The organism is Agromyces sp. S2-1-8 (assembly GCF_021129215.1).
In the GTDB taxonomy this organism is placed as follows: domain Bacteria; phylum Actinomycetota; class Actinomycetes; order Actinomycetales; family Microbacteriaceae; genus Agromyces; species Agromyces chromiiresistens.
Genome location: NZ_JAJOLP010000001.1, coordinates 2,981,568 through 2,998,207, shown reverse-complemented (window position 1 = coordinate 2,998,207; position 16,640 = coordinate 2,981,568). Strand labels below are relative to the sequence as shown.

Annotated in this window: 17 protein-coding genes; 12 read left to right on the top strand and 5 right to left on the bottom strand. The window is 71.4% G+C overall.

The window, feature by feature from the left end; all coding sequences use genetic code 11:
• Window positions 1–124: 124 nt before the first annotated feature.
• Genes LR269_RS13765 through LR269_RS13755 form a run of 3 tightly spaced genes read left to right on the top strand, consistent with a single transcriptional unit; the run spans window position 125 to window position 3,286 of the window.
• Window positions 125–1,207 (top strand): aldo/keto reductase, encoded by a 1,083-nt coding sequence (locus LR269_RS13765; protein ID WP_231431327.1) that lies wholly within the window; start codon window positions 125–127, stop codon window positions 1,205–1,207.
• 58 nt (window positions 1,208–1,265) lie between these two features.
• Window positions 1,266–2,651 (top strand): pitrilysin family protein, encoded by a 1,386-nt coding sequence (locus LR269_RS13760; protein WP_231431326.1) that lies wholly within the window; start codon window positions 1,266–1,268, stop codon window positions 2,649–2,651.
• Window positions 2,652–2,683: 32 nt separating this feature from the next.
• Entirely contained in the window at window positions 2,684–3,286 is a 603-nt protein-coding gene (locus LR269_RS13755; RefSeq protein ID WP_231431325.1) for a histidine phosphatase family protein, read from the top strand.
• Between the two features lie 123 nt (window positions 3,287–3,409).
• Here the strand turns inward: LR269_RS13755 and LR269_RS13750 are convergent, their stop codons facing one another.
• Window positions 3,410–3,907: a GNAT family N-acetyltransferase gene (locus tag LR269_RS13750; RefSeq protein ID WP_231431324.1), complete on the bottom strand. Its 498-nt coding sequence runs from the start codon at window positions 3,905–3,907 to the stop codon at window positions 3,410–3,412.
• 58 nt (window positions 3,908–3,965) lie between these two features.
• Here LR269_RS13750 and dapB point away from each other — a divergent pair, with 58 nt between their 5' ends.
• Together dapB and LR269_RS13740 are read left to right on the top strand one after the other, a co-directional pair.
• The gene (gene dapB / locus LR269_RS13745) at window positions 3,966–4,730 is read left to right on the top strand and encodes a 4-hydroxy-tetrahydrodipicolinate reductase (protein WP_231431323.1); all 765 of its coding nucleotides are present in this window, start codon (window positions 3,966–3,968) and stop codon (window positions 4,728–4,730) included.
• Window positions 4,727–5,194 carry a tetratricopeptide repeat protein gene (locus tag LR269_RS13740; RefSeq protein ID WP_231431322.1) on the top strand — a complete coding sequence of 156 codons (468 nt, stop codon included), beginning with the start codon at window positions 4,727–4,729 and terminating at the stop codon, window positions 5,192–5,194. The genes dapB and LR269_RS13740 overlap by 4 nt, the downstream gene beginning before the upstream one ends.
• On the opposite strand, the gene LR269_RS13735 is transcribed toward LR269_RS13740, so the two are convergent.
• From LR269_RS13735 to LR269_RS13720, 4 genes are all read right to left on the bottom strand, one after another.
• Window positions 5,166–6,074, bottom strand: coding sequence for a TIGR01777 family oxidoreductase (locus LR269_RS13735; protein ID WP_231431321.1), 909 nt, complete (start codon window positions 6,072–6,074; stop codon window positions 5,166–5,168). The two genes, LR269_RS13740 and LR269_RS13735, sit on opposite strands and share 29 nt — an antisense overlap.
• 3 nt (window positions 6,075–6,077) lie before the next feature.
• Window positions 6,078–6,503, bottom strand: coding sequence for an OsmC family peroxiredoxin (locus LR269_RS13730; protein ID WP_231431320.1), 426 nt, complete (start codon window positions 6,501–6,503; stop codon window positions 6,078–6,080).
• Window positions 6,504–6,593: 90 nt separating this feature from the next.
• A complete protein-coding gene (locus LR269_RS13725) occupies window positions 6,594–7,064 on the bottom strand; it encodes a DUF4395 domain-containing protein (protein WP_231431319.1) in 471 nt (156 codons plus the stop codon).
• Window positions 7,048–7,494, bottom strand: a complete 447-nt coding sequence (locus LR269_RS13720; RefSeq protein ID WP_231431318.1) for a thioredoxin family protein — start codon at window positions 7,492–7,494, stop codon at window positions 7,048–7,050. Before LR269_RS13720 ends, LR269_RS13725 begins: the two co-directional genes overlap by 17 nt.
• A 91-nt stretch (window positions 7,495–7,585) precedes the next feature.
• Between LR269_RS13720 and LR269_RS13715 the strand changes: the two genes are divergently transcribed.
• The 7 genes from LR269_RS13715 to LR269_RS13685 all read left to right on the top strand — a co-directional run bounded on the left by LR269_RS13715 (window position 7,586) and on the right by LR269_RS13685 (window position 16,633).
• On the top strand, window positions 7,586–8,395 hold the full coding sequence (locus LR269_RS13715; RefSeq protein ID WP_231431317.1) for a thymidylate synthase: 810 nt from the start codon (window positions 7,586–7,588) through the stop codon (window positions 8,393–8,395).
• Window positions 8,396–8,433: 38 nt separating this feature from the next.
• Window positions 8,434–8,982: a dihydrofolate reductase gene (locus LR269_RS13710; protein ID WP_308191655.1), complete on the top strand. Its 549-nt coding sequence runs from the start codon at window positions 8,434–8,436 to the stop codon at window positions 8,980–8,982.
• A gap of 311 nt (window positions 8,983–9,293) precedes the next feature.
• The gene (locus LR269_RS13705; protein ID WP_231431316.1) at window positions 9,294–10,220 is read left to right on the top strand and encodes a type IV toxin-antitoxin system AbiEi family antitoxin domain-containing protein; all 927 of its coding nucleotides are present in this window, start codon (window positions 9,294–9,296) and stop codon (window positions 10,218–10,220) included.
• Window positions 10,221–10,299: 79 nt separating this feature from the next.
• Entirely contained in the window at window positions 10,300–11,274 is a 975-nt protein-coding gene (gene dapA / locus LR269_RS13700) for a 4-hydroxy-tetrahydrodipicolinate synthase (protein WP_275506746.1), read from the top strand.
• Between the two features lie 81 nt (window positions 11,275–11,355).
• Window positions 11,356–13,032 carry a ribonuclease J gene (locus LR269_RS13695; RefSeq protein ID WP_231431315.1) on the top strand — a complete coding sequence of 559 codons (1,677 nt, stop codon included), beginning with the start codon at window positions 11,356–11,358 and terminating at the stop codon, window positions 13,030–13,032.
• Window positions 13,033–13,176: 144 nt separating this feature from the next.
• Window positions 13,177–13,671: a GNAT family N-acetyltransferase gene (locus LR269_RS13690; protein WP_231431314.1), complete on the top strand. Its 495-nt coding sequence runs from the start codon at window positions 13,177–13,179 to the stop codon at window positions 13,669–13,671.
• Window positions 13,672–13,753: 82 nt separating this feature from the next.
• On the top strand, window positions 13,754–16,633 hold the full coding sequence (locus tag LR269_RS13685; RefSeq protein ID WP_231431313.1) for a DNA translocase FtsK: 2,880 nt from the start codon (window positions 13,754–13,756) through the stop codon (window positions 16,631–16,633).
• Window positions 16,634–16,640: the final 7 nt, after the last annotated feature.

The following is a 16,640-nucleotide window of genomic DNA, read 5'->3' as shown; positions in this document are numbered from 1 at the left end:
GGGGGACATCCGCGGTCCCGCTGCAAACGATTCGATAACGGTTCACCCGTTCTCCGCCGAATCGGCGCAGAAACAGCCATCGATCTGCATATCCTCAGAGCCAATCCTGGGGAGGAGGAGACGAGTGGCACGACACGTCTACCGCGGCAGCGCGGCGAGCGCTGCGGGGGCGGCGATCGCCGAGATCGACATCGACGCGATCGAGCGCGCCGAGTCGAGCGAGCCCGAAGCGGCCCGCCTGCGCGTCGAGACCGTCGCGTCCAACCCGCTCTCCGGGCCGATCACCGTGCCGGCGCGTGTGCCCATCGGAGGCACCGGCATCGAGGCCCAGCCGTTCGCGCTCGGGGCGTCGACCTTCGGCTGGACGCTCGGCGCCGACGACGCATTCGCGGTGCTCGACCGCTTCGCCGGCGTCGGCGGCTCGCTCCTCGACACGGCCGACAGCTACGCCGCGGGGCGCAGCGAGTCGATCATCGGCATGTGGCTCGAGTCGCGCAGCGCGCGCGCCCGGATGTCGGTGATGACGAAGATCGGCCAGCACCCCGATCACCCGGGCCTCGCGCCGAAGCAGATCAAGGCCGCCGTCGAGGCCTCCCTCTCGCGGCTCGGCGTCGAGCGCCTCGACCTCGTGCACTTCCACGGCGAAGACCCCGAGGTCCCGCTCGAAGAGAGCCTCGGAGCCGTCGACGCGCTCATCGCCGCCGGCAAGGTGGGGGCGATCGGCGCAAGCGACTTCGGTCCCGACCGGCTCATCGAGGCGCGCGTGCTCGCCGCGAACGGGCTGCCCCGCTTCCAGACGTTCACGACCCGGTACAACCTCATGGAGCGTCGTTCCTACGAGGGTGCTCCCGAGCTCGTCGCCCACGCGCAGGGCCTCGCCGTGCTGCCCTACTTCGCCCTCGCGAACGGATTCCTCGGCGGCCAGGTCCGCCGTCGTGCCGACGTGCGGCACGACGCCCGCGGAGCGCGCCAGGCCAAGCACCTGGGGCGTCGCGGTCACCGGGTGCTCGCCGCCGTCGATGCGGTCGCCTTCGCCCACGGCGTCCAGCCCGCGACGATCGCACTGGCCTGGCTGCTCGCGAAGCCGACGGTCGCAGCGCCGGTCGCGAGCGCAACGCGACCCGAGCAGGTCGAGGCGCTCCTCGCCGCCGCCGGCATCGAGCTCACGCGCTCCGAGCTCGTCGAGCTCGACCGCGCCTCGGCGTGAGTCGCGCGGCCGTCGAGCCGACCTGCTTTCCATGCCCGGGTGGCATAGGCTGTTCGGGATGAACGGCGCCGTCGACCTCCCACTCGGCCAGGCCGAGCTCTCGTTCGAGGCGACGGGCGGCTCGCGCGTGCGGCGTTCGGTGCTCCCCTCGGGCGTCCGGGTGCTCAGCGAGCAGGTTCCGGGCAGTCGCAGCGCGACCGTCGGCTTCTGGGTCGCGGTCGGCTCGCGCGACGAGCAGGGGGCGGATGCCTCGCGGCCGGCGAGCCTCGGGTCGACCCACTTCCTCGAGCACCTGCTGTTCAAGGGCACCGCGAAGCGCACCGCCCTCGACATCGCGATCTCGTTCGACTCGGTCGGCGGCGAGCACAACGCGCTCACCGCGAAGGAGTACACCTGCTACTACGCGAAGGTGCAGGATCGCGACCTGCCGATGGCGGTCGAGGTGCTCGCCGACATGTTCACCTCGTCGCTGCTCGACGCGGGCGAGTTCGAGACCGAGCGCGGCGTCATCCTCGAGGAGCTGTCGATGGCGGGCGACGACCCCGCCGACGTGGCCAACGAGCGATTCTTCAGCACCGTGCTCGGCGAGCACCCGCTGGGCCGTCCCATCGGCGGTGATCCCGCGACGATCCGGGCCGCCACCCGCTCGGCCGTGCACGAGCACTACCGGGCGAACTACCGCCCGCAAGACCTGGTCGTCACCGTCGCGGGCGCGGTCGACCACGATGCGCTCGTCCTTGATCTCACGCGCGCCCTCGGGGTCGCGGGCTGGCGGCTCGACGAGGCGGCCGACCCGGTGCCGCGCCGCTCGACCGCCCCGGCGACCCTCGACACGGGGCATCCGCTGACGGTCGTCGAACGACCGACGGAGCAGGTCAACCTGCTCGTCGGCGTTCCCGGGCTCGTCGCCACCGATGAGCGCCGCTCGACGATGAGCATGCTCAACGCGATCTTCGGCTCGGGCATGTCGTCGAGGCTCTTCCAGCAGGTGCGCGAGCGCCGCGGGCTCGCCTACGCCGTCTACTCGTTCGCGCCGGCCTACTCCGACGCCGGCCTCTTCGGCATGTACGCGGGCTGCGCCCCGTCGAAGGCCGGCACCGTTGCCGAGCTCATGCGCGACGAGCTCGAGCGGCTCGCCCGCGACGGCGTGACCGCCGAAGAGCTGCGACGTGCGGCCGGCCAGCTCGCCGGCGCCTCGGCGCTCGCGCTCGAAGACTCCGACACCCGCATGAGCCGTCTCGGCCGGGCCGAGCTGACGCTCGGCGAGTTCGCAGACCTCGACGAGGCGCTCCGGCGCATCGCACGCGTCACCGTCGACGACGTGCGGGCGCTCGCCGCCGACCTCGTCTCCCGCCCGTTCTCGGTGGTCGCCGTGGGTGCGATCGACGAGACGGCGTTCACCGGCGCGATCGACCAGCTCGCGCCGAGCACCGATGTCGCCTGACGCGACCCGACGAGCAGTACAGGAACGAACCCTTGGCACATCACCTCTATCTCGTGCGGCACGGCGAGCAGCTCGACGCCGAGCACGGCCTGCCCGACGGCCCGCTGTCACCCCGTGGTCGCCGTCAGGCGGAGCTCCTCGCCGAGCGGCTCGGCGGCATCCCGTTCGACCATGCGTGGCACTCGCCGCTGCAGCGGGCGACCGAGACCGCCGAGATCATCGCGGCGAAGATGCCGGCGTTGAACCCCGAGCCGTCTCCGCTCCTGTTCGACTGCATCCCCTCGGGGCCCGCCCCCGAGACGCCGAAGTTCTACGACCCGTTCTTCGGCTCCGTGACCGAGGACGAGATCGAAGCCGGCAACGCGCAGATGGCCGATGCGGTCGCCGAATTCCTGCGCTCGCACCGCGACGACCGGCACGAGCTGCTCATCACGCACAACTTCGTGATCGGCTGGTTCGTCCGCGAGGTGCTCGGCGCTCCCGACTGGCGCTGGGTCTCGATCAACCAGGCCAACGCCGGGCTCACCGTGCTGACGCAGAAGCCCGGGCGACCGTGGAGCCTCGTGGTGCACAACGACCTCGCGCACCTGCCGCCCGAGCTCCGCACCGGCCTGCCGGAGCCGTTCTCCATCTGAGCCGCACGCTCCCACCCGGGCTCGCCCCCACCCAGGCTCGCTCGCACCGTGCACCCGTGGAGGAACATTCCAGCCGCGCACGGCGCGTCGCGCCCGTGCCCTCGGCGTGTCGACGGGTGCTCCCTACAGATCGGCGCCGACCGGCTTGCCGTACCAGTTCGTCGCGTTCGGGTTCGCGTTGTACGGCTCGATGTCGACGTATCCGGCCGAGCGGTAGAGACCGCCGGCCGCCTCGAGCGAGGCGTTCGTGTCGAGCACGAGCTCCTGCGCGCCGAACTCGATCGCCCGTCGCTCGAGCTCCGCGAGCAGCCGCTTGCCCTCGCCACGACCCCGGCCGGCCGGGGCGAGCCAGAGGTGCTTGACCTCGAACCTGATCTCATAGGTCTCGGGGCGACGCTGGATGCGCCGGACGCCGCCGCAGCCGACGAGCTCGCCGCCCCGCTCGTCGTCGATCACGACGAGGAACACGCCGGCGGGCGGCGTGAACTGCGAGGCATCCGGCCAGGTCGGGCGGTACTCGCCCTGCTCGGCGGGAAAGCCCGCCGCGCGCTCGGCGAAGTACGCCTCGAGCAAGTCGTGGGCGTCGGGATCGGTCACGGCGGCCTCGCGGTATCGCAGCATGCGTCGAGCATATTCGGGACGCGGCTGCGTGGAGCACGGGCCTCGGTAGACTCGACGGGTGACGATCAAGGTCGCCGTGGCCGGAGCCACGGGCAAGATGGGGCAGCTGGCGATCCGACTCATCGAGGCGGCCGACGACCTCGAACTCCACGCTGCGCTCGGCTCGGGATCGAGCCTCGACGAGATGCTCGGCGCCGACGTCGCGCTCGACGTCACCCATCCGGCGGCGAGTCCCGCCATCGTCGAGTTCGCCGCAGGCGCAGGCATCCCCATCGTCGTCGGCACCTCGGGCTGGTCGCGCGACCGCATCGCCGAGATCACGAAGTTCGTCCGCGGACACGACGACGCCGGTGCCGTGCTGTTCGTGCCGAACTTCTCGATCGGCAGCGTGCTCGCGACCGCGTTCGCCGCGCTCGCTGCCCCGTACTTCGATTCGATCGAGATCATCGAGGCGCACCACGCGGGCAAGGTCGACTCGCCCTCGGGCACCGCCGTGCGCACCGCAGAACTCATCGGCGAGGCGCGCGGCGCCGCCGGCCCGGTCTCGGCGCCGCATGCCGATCAGCGCGCCCGCGGCCAGCTCGTCTCCGGCGTGCCCGTGCACAGCCTGCGCATGGCGGGCACGCTCGCCGAGCAGCGCGTCGTCATGGGCGGCGACGGCGAGACCCTGACCTTCACCCACTCGACGCTCTCGCCGAGTTCGTACGAGGCGGGCATCCTGCTCGCGCTGCGGCGCGCGACCGAGGCATCCGGGGTGAGCGTCGGCCTCGACGCCCTGCTCGACCTCGGCCTCGCAGGCGGCGCGCCTGCCGGCGCCCGATGACCGCGGCCGGCGGCCGCCGGGCGCTCACCGCGAAGTCGGGCGCGCTGATCATGGCGGCGTTGCTCGCGCTCTACCTCGCGCTCGTCGGGTGGCGCGCCGTGCAGTTCATGGGCACGGGCGAGCCGGTCGCGATCGTCATCGGCATCGCGCTCCTCGTGCTGCCGATCATCGCCGCGTGGGCGCTCTGGCGCGAGCTCGCGTTCGGCATCCGCTCGCAGGAGCTCATCCGGCGACTCCACGACGAGGGCGGTACCGACCTCGGCCTGCCGCTGCGCCCGAGCGGGCGCGCCGACCGCGACGCCGCCGACGCCGAGTTCGGCCGGTTCAAGGCCGAGGTCGAGGCCGACGAGGCGTCGTGGCGGGCCTGGCTGCGGCTCGGCCTCGCGTACGACGCGGCCGGCGACCGCCGTCGTGCGCGGCAGGCGGTGCGCACCGCTATCGAGCTCGACCGCCGGCAGCGCTGATCATCGCGTCGATCGCCGACTCGACGGTCGTGTGCGCGAATCGGTAGCCGTCGTCGATGAGCCGTTGCGGCCGGACCTTCTGGCTCGCGAGCAGCAGTTCGTCGGCCGCGCTGCCGAGCGCGAGCTCGAGCACCTTCTCGGGTACGCCGAACGCGTGCGGGCGCCGCATCCGCTCGGCCATGGCGCGCATCACCCGGTCCGCCGTCGCCGGGGTCGGCCCGACGAAGTTGACCGGCCCCGACAGCTTCGAGTCGAGCAGGTGCACGAGCGCGCCGACCTCGTCGTCGAGGGCGATCCACGGCCAGTGCTGGCCACCCGTGCCGAGTCGGCTCGACAGGCCGAACTTCGTGAGCGTCGCGACCCGCTGGAACGCCCCGCCGCCCGAGCCGACGACGAGGCCGGTGCGGACGAGCACGGTGCGGGTCTCTTCGGGAGCGAGCGACGCCGCGGCCTCCCACCGGCCGACGACCTGGGCGAGGAACCCGCTTCCGGCGCTGGAGTACTCGGTGAGCAGCTCGCCGGGGCGGTCGCCGTAGTACCCGACCGCCGACGCGCTGAGGAAGACCGACGGCGGCGTGCGGGCCTTGCGCATCGCGTCGGCGAGCGTGCGAGTCGCGCCGATCCGCGACTCGAGGATCTCGTCGCGGTAGCGCTTCGTCCACGGCAGTCGCGCGAGCGAGGCGCCGGCGAGGTTCACGACCGCGTCGACGCGATCCATCACGGTGAAGTCGATGATGCCCGCGGCGGGCGACCAGGACACCTCGTCGGCCTCGTGCGCGCGACGGCGCACGAGACGGACGACCTCGTGGCCGCGTTCGCGGAGCCGGGCCGAGAACGTGGTGCCGATGAAGCCCGTGGCACCGGCGATCAGGACCCGCATCGATCAGGCGAGTTCGGCTTCGATCGTGATCGGGATGCCGGCGAGCGCCTGCGAGATCGGGCATCCCGCCTTCGCGTCGTTCGCGAACGCCTCGAACTCGGCCTCGCTGAGGCCGGGCACGCGTGCGCTCACGAGCAGGTGGCTGCCGAGCACGCCCTTGCCGGGTTCGAAGGTCACGGCAGCGGTCGTCTGGATGCTCTCCGCGGGGTTTCCGGCCTCGGCGAGGGCGAGCGAGAGGGCCATCGAGAAGCACGACGAGTGCGCCGCGGCGAGGAGCTCTTCGGGGTTCGTCGTGTTGGCGACGCCCTCGGCGCGCGCCTTCCAGTTGACGGGGAAGTTCGCGAGCCCCGAGGAGTCGAGGGCGACGTCGCCCGACCCTTCGAACAGGGTGCCCTTCCAGACGGTGGTCGCTTCACTGGTGAGTGCCATCGGGATCCTCCACTTCGAGCCGGGCTCCCAGCCTAGCGGGGGAGCAGGGGCCGTCGGCAGGCGGGTTCGACGGCTGTGGATGCCGCAGGCTCACGCCGTCCGGATCACCCGGGCCCGCACGAGCCAGAGGTACAGCCAGCAGCCGAGGCAGAAGCCGAAGACCGAGTTGAGGAAGGCGGCGAAGAACGCGATCGCCGCCGCGATCGGCACGGCGAGCGGAGCGCCGAGCAGGGCGAGCACGATGCCCGCGAGCGTCACGGCGAAGCCGACGCCCTGTGCGAAGGTCGGCGGTCGCGGGTCTTCGAGCTCGGCGGGCGGCGCGAGCCCGGGTCGCACGAGCTTCCGGAAGATCAGGCCGTAGGGGTGCCGTCGGATGCCGGCGAACGCGCCCCACGCGAAGAGGGCGGCGACCGCGACGAGCAGCCAGAAGGCGGCGGCCGAGGCGCCGCCGACGGCGAGCACGACCGTGGCGAGCAGCAGCACCGCCGTGATGCCCGCGCCGAAGCGGGGACCGCGAGGGTCGATGCCGGCCGGTTCGCGTCCGTCAGCGGATGTCGACATGCTGCCTCCCGAGCACTTCGTCGAGTCGAGCGCGCACCACGTCGGCGCGCGGCGCCCCGCCGATGCGCGTCCGTACGATGCCGTCGGCATCGACGACGAGCGTCGTCGGGGTCTGGGTCACGTCGAACCGGCGGGCCAGATCGGCGCGATGCGTGAGGTCGACCTCGACGTGGCGGGCCCCGGGCGTCTCATCGGCGATGCCGCCGAGCAGGCGCGCCGCGGCCGGGCATCGGCTGCAGAACTCGGTGGAGAACTGCACGAGCGTCGCCCGCTCGCCGAACCGGCCGGCTTCGACGCCGAGCGAAGCCGGGCGCACGCGCTCGCCCGATCCGCCGACCGCGCGCCCCTGCCGTGCGCGCCAGACGAGCCCCACCGCGGTCGCGGCGGCGACGAGTGCGGCGCCGATGGCGAGCGCGGCGACGAGGTCCATGAACCGACGGTACGGCGGCTCCGCCGCGCCACGACGACTGTGACGACGAATGACGCCCGCCACGAGGCATCCGCGGGTTAGCCTTGACCTGATGTCCGAGACGATCGCCACCCCGTACGAAGACCTCCTGCGCGACGTGCTCGAGCACGGCGAGCCGAAGACCGACCGCACCGGAACGGGCACGCGCAGCGTGTTCGGCCGCCAGCTGCGGTTCGACCTCTCGAAGGGGTTCCCGCTCGTCACGACGAAGCGCGTGCACTTCAAGTCGATCGCGTACGAGCTGCTGTGGTTCCTGCAGGGCTCGTCGAACGTCGGCTGGCTGCAGGAGCACGGCGTCACCATCTGGGACGAGTGGGCCGATGCGCAGGGCGAGCTCGGCCCCGTCTACGGCGTGCAGTGGCGCTCGTGGCCGACCCCGTCGGGCGAGGTCATCGACCAGATCGCCGACGTCGTCGCGCAGATCCGCGAGAACCCGGATTCGCGCCGGCTCATCGTCTCGGCGTGGAACCCGGCCGACATCCCCGACATGGCGCTCGCGCCGTGCCACGCCCTCTTCCAGTTCTACGTCGCCGACGGCCGGCTCTCGTGCCAGCTCTACCAGCGCAGTGCCGACCTCTTCCTCGGTGTGCCGTTCAACATCGCCTCGTACGCGCTGCTGACCCACATGGTGGCCGCGCAGACCGGCCTCGAGGTCGGCGACTTCGTCTGGACCGGTGGCGACTGCCACATCTACGACAACCACGTCGAGCAGGTGCGCGAGCAGCTCGCCAGGGACCCGTACCCGTACCCGACGCTCCGCCTCGCTCGGGTGCCCGCCTCGATCTTCGACTACGAGTACGACGACTTCGTGGTCGAGGGCTACCAGCACCACCCGGCGATCCGCGCGGCCGTCGCCGTATGAGCGAGGATGCCCCGGCACCGAACCGCTCGGGAGCGTCGGTGCCTGGCTCGGCGTCAGGCCCGGCATCGCGCGTCCCGCGCATCGGACTCGTCTGGGCCCAGGCGGGCGGCGGCGTGATCGGGCGCGACGGCGGCATGCCGTGGCACGTGCCCGAGGATCTCGCGCACTTCAAGGCCGTGACGCTCGGCATGCCGGTGATCATGGGGCGCAAGACCTGGGACTCGCTCTCGCCCCGGTACCGTCCGCTGCCGGGGCGCCGCAACATCGTCGTGACGCGGCAGGCCGACTGGGCCGACGACGGAGCCGAGCGCGCCAGATCACTCGACGAGGCGCTGGCGCTCGTCGCCGGCGACGAGCGGGTCTGGGTGATCGGCGGCGGGCAGCTGTTCGCCGAGGCGATCGACCGGGCCGACCTCCTCGAGGTGACCGAGCTCGAGCACACCGGGGGATTCGCCGCCGAGCCGGGCGACGTGCACGCCCCCGCCGTGCCCGAGGGCTTCGAGCTCGTCGCCGTCGACCCGCCGGCCGGCGAGCACGCCTCCCGGAGCGGCATCCGCTACCGCTTCCTCACCTACCGCCGCGCCTGACGCCGCCGCCCGCCCCGTATCGCCACCAGCCGGGCGCGGTGCGCGCCGAAGTGTCGGAGGATTCCGGCTACGAGGCGAAGTCGAGGCGGCCCGTGTGGGTTTCCTCCGACATTTCGGCTGTGCTGGCCGACCCGGCGCAGACGAGATGTCGGAGAATTCGATTCCGGTCGTCCGTCTGCCGGCTCGACGCGGAGATTCCCCGACATTCCGATCGAGTCCACTCGTCCTCCACACCCGCAAGACTTCCCCAACGATCCACCGGCTCGGCTTCGCAGAGTGATCGGGCTTCGACCGGAGGACAGCATCGCTGCATGCCCATCGACACGTATGAGGTCGAGCGCTGGTGCGACCGGCTCGGCGGCGTCGCGCGCACCGCCGATCTTCTGGCGGTCGGTGTCGATTCGAAGTCCATCGGCCGGGCGCGGCGCGAAGGCGCCATCGAACGGGTTCGATCCGGTGTGTACGCCTCGACGACCGCTGCCGCCGAGGTGGTGACGGCCGCGCGGCACGGAGGGATGCTCGGCTGCATCTCGCGTCTGCGACGCGCCGGCGTGTGGCTGCTCGACGACGACGATCGGGTGCATGTCTCGATGCCCGAGCACGGGCGTCGTCACCTGCATGACGGCTGCGCATGCGTGCTGCACTGGACGGGCAGCGGGTCGGCGCTCGGGGAGGGCACCATCGTCGACGCGCTCGCACAGGTGCTCGGGTGCCGGGGCGGCGAGACCTTCTTCGCTGCGCTCGAGTCCGCGATGCGGAAGGGGCTGATCGACCGAGCGGGCGTGGGCCGCCTTCGCGCGAGGGTACCCGCGAAGCACCGTCGGCTCGTCGACTTCGCTCGCTGGGACGCCGACAGCGGCCTGGAGTCGCTGTTGCGGCTGCGTCTTCGGCGCCATCGCATCGAACTGCGCTCACAGGTACTGATCGACGGGGTCGGCCGGGTCGACTTCGTGCTCGGCGATCGGCTCATCCTCGAAGCAGATGGCAAAAGCAACCATGTGGACGGATTCGCCGACGCGCTGCAGGGAAGGGCCGCCCCCGCGACGGCCACCGCATCGAAGCGACACAAGGACCTCGTGCGAGACGCCGCGGCGGCCGAACGCGGGTACGTCACCCTGAGGTTCGATTACGCGCAGATCATCCATGACTGGCCCCGCGTCGAGGCGGCTGTCCTCGCCTGCGTCGCGCGCGGGCTGCACCGCACGTGGAGTCCCGCTCGTCGGTCCGGCAGCCGATGACCCTCGTGACGAGGCTCGACGTGACCCATCGAGTCGGGGCGGCGACGCGGCATCCCGTCGAACCGATACGCTGGTGGGCGTGACCTCAGAGAACCCCTTCGGACAAGTGCTCGTCGCGCTCGTCACGCCGATGACGGCGGACGGCGAGGTCGATTGGCCCGGGGTCGAGAAGCACATCGACGATGTCATCTCGGCAGGCGCCGACGGCATCGTCGTCACGGGAACCACCGGCGAGACGTCGACCCTGACCGACCCCGAGAAGATCCGGCTCGTCGAGGTCGGCAAAGACGTGGCCGCCGGCCGCGCCAAGATCATCACCGGCGGCGGCTCGAACGAGACCGCGCACGCCATCGAGCTGTACCAGCACAGCGAGAAGGCCGGCGCCGACGGCATCATGATCGTCACGCCGTACTACAACAAGCCCACCCAGGCGGGCATCCTCACGCACTTCCGCATGGTCGCCGACGCGACCGACCTGCCGGTCATCCTCTACGACATCCCGGGTCGCACCGGAGTGCCGATCAAGTACGAGACCATCCTGCGGCTCGCGAAGCACCCGAACATCCTCGCCGTGAAAGACGCCAAGGGCGACTTCTCCGAGGTCAGCCGGGTGCTCAACCAGACCGACCTCATGTACTTCTCGGGCGACGACGCGAACGTGCTCCCGCACCTGTCGATCGGCGCGACCGGCCTCATCGGCGTCACCGCGAACATCGCGCCGGCGCCATACCGCACGATCGTCGACGCGGTGAACCGCGGCGACCTCAAGGCCGCGACCGAGGCGCACCAGAGGCTCGAGCCGCTCGTGCGGGCGACCATGACCCACGTCCCCGGCACCGTCGCGGCGAAGTACATCCTGCACGGCCTCGGCCGCATCTCGAGCCCGCGGGTGCGCCTGCCGCTCGTGGGCCCCGAGGAGTGGGAGGCTGCGCTCATCGAGGACGAGATCGACCTCGTGCGCGGCGTCGAGGGCGTCGACTTCCACAACTTCCGGCCCGACCGCAACGCCGCCGCCGGCGGCGCACTGCCGAAGGTCGCGGGCACGACCCGCTGACCGGGCGAGCCCACCACGAGACATCCGCGATGCCCGAGCGCATCGCACCGAACTGAACACCGCGAACGTAAGGAGGGCACTGTGCCCGACACCGTCATCGATCCCGCTCCGCTCGAGGTAGGGACGCTCCGCATCATCCCGATCGGCGGCCTCGGAGAGGTCGGCCGCAACATGACGAGCTACGAGATCGACGGCAAGATCCTCATCGTCGACTGCGGCGTGCTCTTCCCCGAGGAGCACCAGCCCGGCGTCGACCTGATCCTGCCCGACTTCGGATTCCTCCGCGACCGGCTCGACGACATCGTCGGCGTCGTGCTCACGCACGGCCACGAAGACCACATCGGCGCGGTGCCCTACCTCCTGAAGCTCCGGGGCGACATCCCCCTGATCGGCTCGAAGCTCACGCTCGCGCTCGTCGAGGCGAAGCTCAAGGAGCACCGCATCGCGCCGTACACCCTCACGGTGAAAGAGGGGCAGCACGAGGAGATCGGCCCGTTCGACCTCGAGTTCATCGCGGTCAACCACTCGATCCCCGATGCGCTCGCCGTCGCGATCATCACCGATGCGGGCACCGTGCTCGCCACGGGCGACTTCAAGATGGACCAGCTGCCGCTCGACGGCCGGCTCACCGACCTGCGCGAGTTCGCGCGGCTCGGCGAGGAGGGCGTCGACCTCTTCATGGTCGATTCCACGAACGCGGATGTCCCGGGCTTCACCCCGCTCGAGCGCGAGATCGGCCCCGTGCTCGACCAGGTGATCTCGCGCGCGCCGAAGAAGGTCGTCGTCGCGAGCTTCTCGAGCCACGTGCACCGGGTGCAGCAGGTGCTCGACGCGGCGCACGCGAACGGCCGCCGGGTGGCGCTCCTCGGCCGCAGCATGGTGCGCAACATGACGATCGCGGCCGACCTCGGCTACCTCGACGTGCCCGAGGGCGTGCTCGTCGACTACAAGAAGGCCGGCGACATCCCCGACGACAAGATCGTCTACATGTCGACGGGCTCGCAGGGCGAGCCGATGGCCGTGCTCAGCCGGATGGCGAACCGCGACCACCAGATCGAGATCGGCGAGGGCGACACGGTCATCCTCGCCTCGAGCCTCATCCCGGGCAACGAGAACGCGGTCTACCGCGTCATCGACGGCCTGACGAAGCTCGGTGCGAACGTCGTGCACAAGGCCAACGCGAAGGTGCACGTCTCGGGCCACGCGGCCGCGGGCGAGCTGCTCTACTGCTACAACATCCTGAAGCCGGCGAACGTGCTGCCGATCCACGGCGAGTACCGCCACCTGCAGGCGAATGCGAAGCTCGCCCGTGACACCGGCATCCCCGCGGCGAACACCTTCATCGGCGAGAACGGAACGGTCTACGACATGACCGACGGCGTCGTGCGCGAGGCCGGCCAGCTCGACCTCGGCTTCGTCTACGTCGACGGGTCGACGGTCGGCGAGATCACCGACGCCGATCTGAAGGACCGCCGCATCCTGGGCGAGGAGGGCTTCATCTCGGTGATCGTCGTCGTCGATGCCACGACCGGTCGCGTCATCTCGGGCCCCGAGATCCACGCCCGTGGATTCGCCGAGGACGACGCCGTGTTCGAGGACGTCAAGCCGAAGATCGTCGCAGCGCTCGCCGATGCGGCGCAGAACGGGGTGCGCGATTCGCACGCCCTGCAGCAGCTCGTGCGCCGCACGCTCGGCACCTGGGTGAACCGGCGACTGCGCCGGCGCCCGATGCTCGTGCCGCTCGTCATCGAGGCGTAGCCCCGCTCGCCGCGGTGTGCGGGGGCGATCGACGCGGTCCGTTCCCGACGTCCGCGCGCGGCGCCTCGGCGACGGCCGGTCGATCCCCAGCCGCATGCAGCCGCTCGTAACACCGCCGTGACACGGTTGCCGTACCCTCCCGTCATGACGACCTACTCGCTCCGCCCCGCGGCTCCGGCCGACGGCGCGTTCCTCGCCGACATGGTCGTCGAGGCGGCGAACTGGCGTCAGGGAGCGGCGCGCCCTCGGCACGACGTCCTCGCCGACCCGGTCTCCCGCGGCTACGTCGCGGGCTGGCAGCGGCCGGCCGATCGAGGCGTCGTCGCCCTCGACGGCGATGGCGATCCGGTCGGCGCGGCCTGGTACCGCCTGTTCCCGGCCGATCGTCGTGCGCACGGGTTCGTCGCGAGCGGGGTCCCCGAGTTGATCATCGGGGTCCGGCCGCTGTGGCGCGCGCAGGGCGTCGGCCGCGCGCTGTTGCAGGAGCTCGCGCATGCCGCGCGGTCGTCCGGCCATGCGCGGCTGGCGTTGTCGGTCGAACACGGCAACTTCGCTGCGGCGCTCTACCGCTCCGAGGGATTCGCGGTCGTCGAGACGAGCGGACGACGCGACACCATGGTGCGCACGCTGCTCGCCTGAGCGGCGCGGCCACGAGCACGGATCGCAGACACTCGCCCCGCGCTCCCGGGGGAGGTCGGCCGTCGGCCGTAACCTTGACCCCATGGCTACGGGCACCAAGTCGAACGGGCGCGCCTCGGGCACCTCGTCCCGCGGCGGCAGCTCGCGCACCGCATCTGCGAAGACCGCGCCGACGAAGAAGCTGCCGGCGCAGACGCGCGGCGCGGCCGCGAAGAAGCCGGCCCAGACGTCGGCGGGGCCGAACATCTTCGTGAAGGCGTGGATGGGGCTGGCGCACCTCGCGGGCGGCGCCGCACGCGCGCTCGGGCCCGAGACGCTGCAGAAAGACGAGCGTCGCGACGGACTGCCCTTCTTCATCGTCGTGCTCGCCATCGCCGGCGCGGTCGTCGAGTGGTTCTTCATCAACGAGCCCGTCGCGCAGACCCTCGACTCGTGGACGTTCGGCGGCCTGTTCGGCAGGGTGGCGTTCGCGCTCCCCGTCATCATGCTGCTGTTCGCCGTGTGGCTCTTCCGGCATCCGAGTTCGGTGCACGACAACACGCGTATCGGCATCGGGCTCCTCCTCCTCCTGCTGAGCGTGTCGGCGTTGTGCCACATCTTCGGCGGCCAGCCCGAGCCGAGCGACGGCATGGCGGTGCTCGCGCGTGCCGGCGGCATCCTCGGCTGGATGCTCGCCACCCCGCTCATCCTGCTGATCACCGAGGTGGGCGCGGCGATCGTCGTGATCCTCCTCGTCGTGCTCTCCGTCCTGATCATCACGAAGACGCCTCCGAACCGGGTCCCGGCGCGGTTCCGCGAGCTCTACGACTGGCTGTTCGGCGCCCCCGACGAGGTGCCCGCCGATGAAGCGGATGCCTCGGCGAAGCCGTCGCGTCGCCGCAAGGAGAAGAGCGTCCCGACCGAGCTCGACGGCATCGACGACGAGGCCGACGACGCCGCGCCCGGGCTCGTGCCCTGGTGGCGGCGAAATGCGCAGGGCCGCGAAGAAGATCCGGAGTTCGAGGCGTCGGGCATCGACGGCATCACAGAGGTGTTCGGTGCGGGCTCCGCCGCCGGCAGCTTCGACAGCCCCATCGAGGGGGCCGGCGGGGCCGACGCGTACGGCACCGAGCTGCTCGGCGACCTCGAGCGCGCCGAATCCGCGGTCGCGAACTTCGCCGGCGACGGTTCGAACGCCGGCATCGGGCTCCGCGGCGACGACGCCGGTGCGACCCAGGCGATCCCGCTCTACGACGCGGCGGCCGACTTCGCGGCCGATGCGAACGGCGCCGGTGCCGAGGCATCCCTCGTTCCCGCCGACGCCGACGCGGCGGAGCAGCCCGACCGTCCGTACTTCCTGCCCTCCGCCGCGACCCTCGCTGCCGGGCCGCCGGCGAAGTCGCGTTCGCAGGCGAACGACGACGTCGTGCGCCAGATCACGGGTGTCCTCGACCAGTTCTCGGTGGACGCGAAGGTCACGGGCTTCTCGCGCGGTCCGACCGTGACGCAGTACGAGATCGAGCTCGGGCCGGGAGTCAAGGTCGAGCGGGTCACGGCGCTGTCGAAGAACCTCGCCTACGCGGTCGCGTCGAACGAGGTGCGCATCCTGTCACCGATCCCGGGCAAGAGCGCGATCGGCGTCGAGATCCCGAACGCCGACCGCGAGACGGTGACCCTCGGCGACGTGCTGCGCTCGCACGCCGCGGTCGGCGCGAAGCACCCGATGACGATCGGCGTCGGCAAGGACGTCGGCGGCGGCTACGTCGTCGCGAACCTCGCCAAGATGCCGCACCTCCTCGTCGCGGGCTCGACCGGCTCGGGCAAGTCGAGCTTCGTCAACTCGATGATCACGAGCCTGCTCATGCGCGCGAAGCCGAGCGAGGTGCGCATGGTGCTCATCGACCCGAAGCGCGTCGAGCTCGCCCCGTACGCGGGCGTGCCGCACCTCATCACCCCGATCATCACGAACCCGAAGAAGGCCGCCGAGGCGCTGCAGTGGGTCGTGAAGGAGATGGACATGCGGTACGACGACCTCGCGTCGTTCGGCTTCCGCCACATCGACGACTTCAACAAGGCCGTCGTGAACGACGAGATCATCCTGCCGGCGGGAAGCGAGCGCAAGCTCAAGCCGTACCCGTACCTGCTCGTCGTCGTCGACGAGCTCGCCGACCTCATGATGGTCGCCCCGCGCGACGTCGAGGACTCGATCGTGCGCATCACGCAGCTCGCGCGTGCGTCGGGCATCCACCTCGTGCTCGCGACGCAGCGGCCGTCGGTCGACGTCGTCACGGGCCTCATCAAGGCGAACGTGCCGTCGCGACTTGCGTTCGCGGTGACGAGCGTCACCGACTCGCGCGTCATCCTCGACCAGCCGGGCGCCGACAAGCTCATCGGGCAGGGCGACGCGCTCTTCCTGCCGATGGGGGCGTCGAAGCCGTTGCGCGTGCAGGGTGCCTGGGTCACCGAGGCCGAGATCGAGAAGGTCGTGACCCACGTCACGCGCCAGGCGCGTCCCGAGTACCGTCAGGATGTCGCGGCCGCCGTCGAGCGGAAGGAGATCGACTCCGACATCGGCGACGACCTGGAGCTGCTGCTCGCCGCGGCGGAGCTCGTGGTGTCGACGCAGTTCGGCTCGACGTCGATGCTGCAGCGCAAGCTGCGCGTGGGATTCGCGAAGGCCGGTCGCCTCATGGACCTGCTCGAGTCGCGCGAGATCGTCGGTCCCTCGGAGGGCTCGAAGGCGCGCGACGTGCTCGTGACGGCGGAGCAGCTGCCGGGCGTGCTCGCGAAGCTGCGTGGTGAGCCGAGTGCGCCTGCGGCACCGCCGCAGGCGACGGCGCCGCCCGCCGCGGCAGCGCCCGCGCCCGTCGCGCACGAGGTCGACGACCGCTACGACGACCCGGTCGGCCGCATCCCCGAGGGGCTCGAGGAGGTCGAGGCCGAGGGTGACGAAGACGCCTGGGGCCTCACCGGCCGCGACTGAGCGCCCG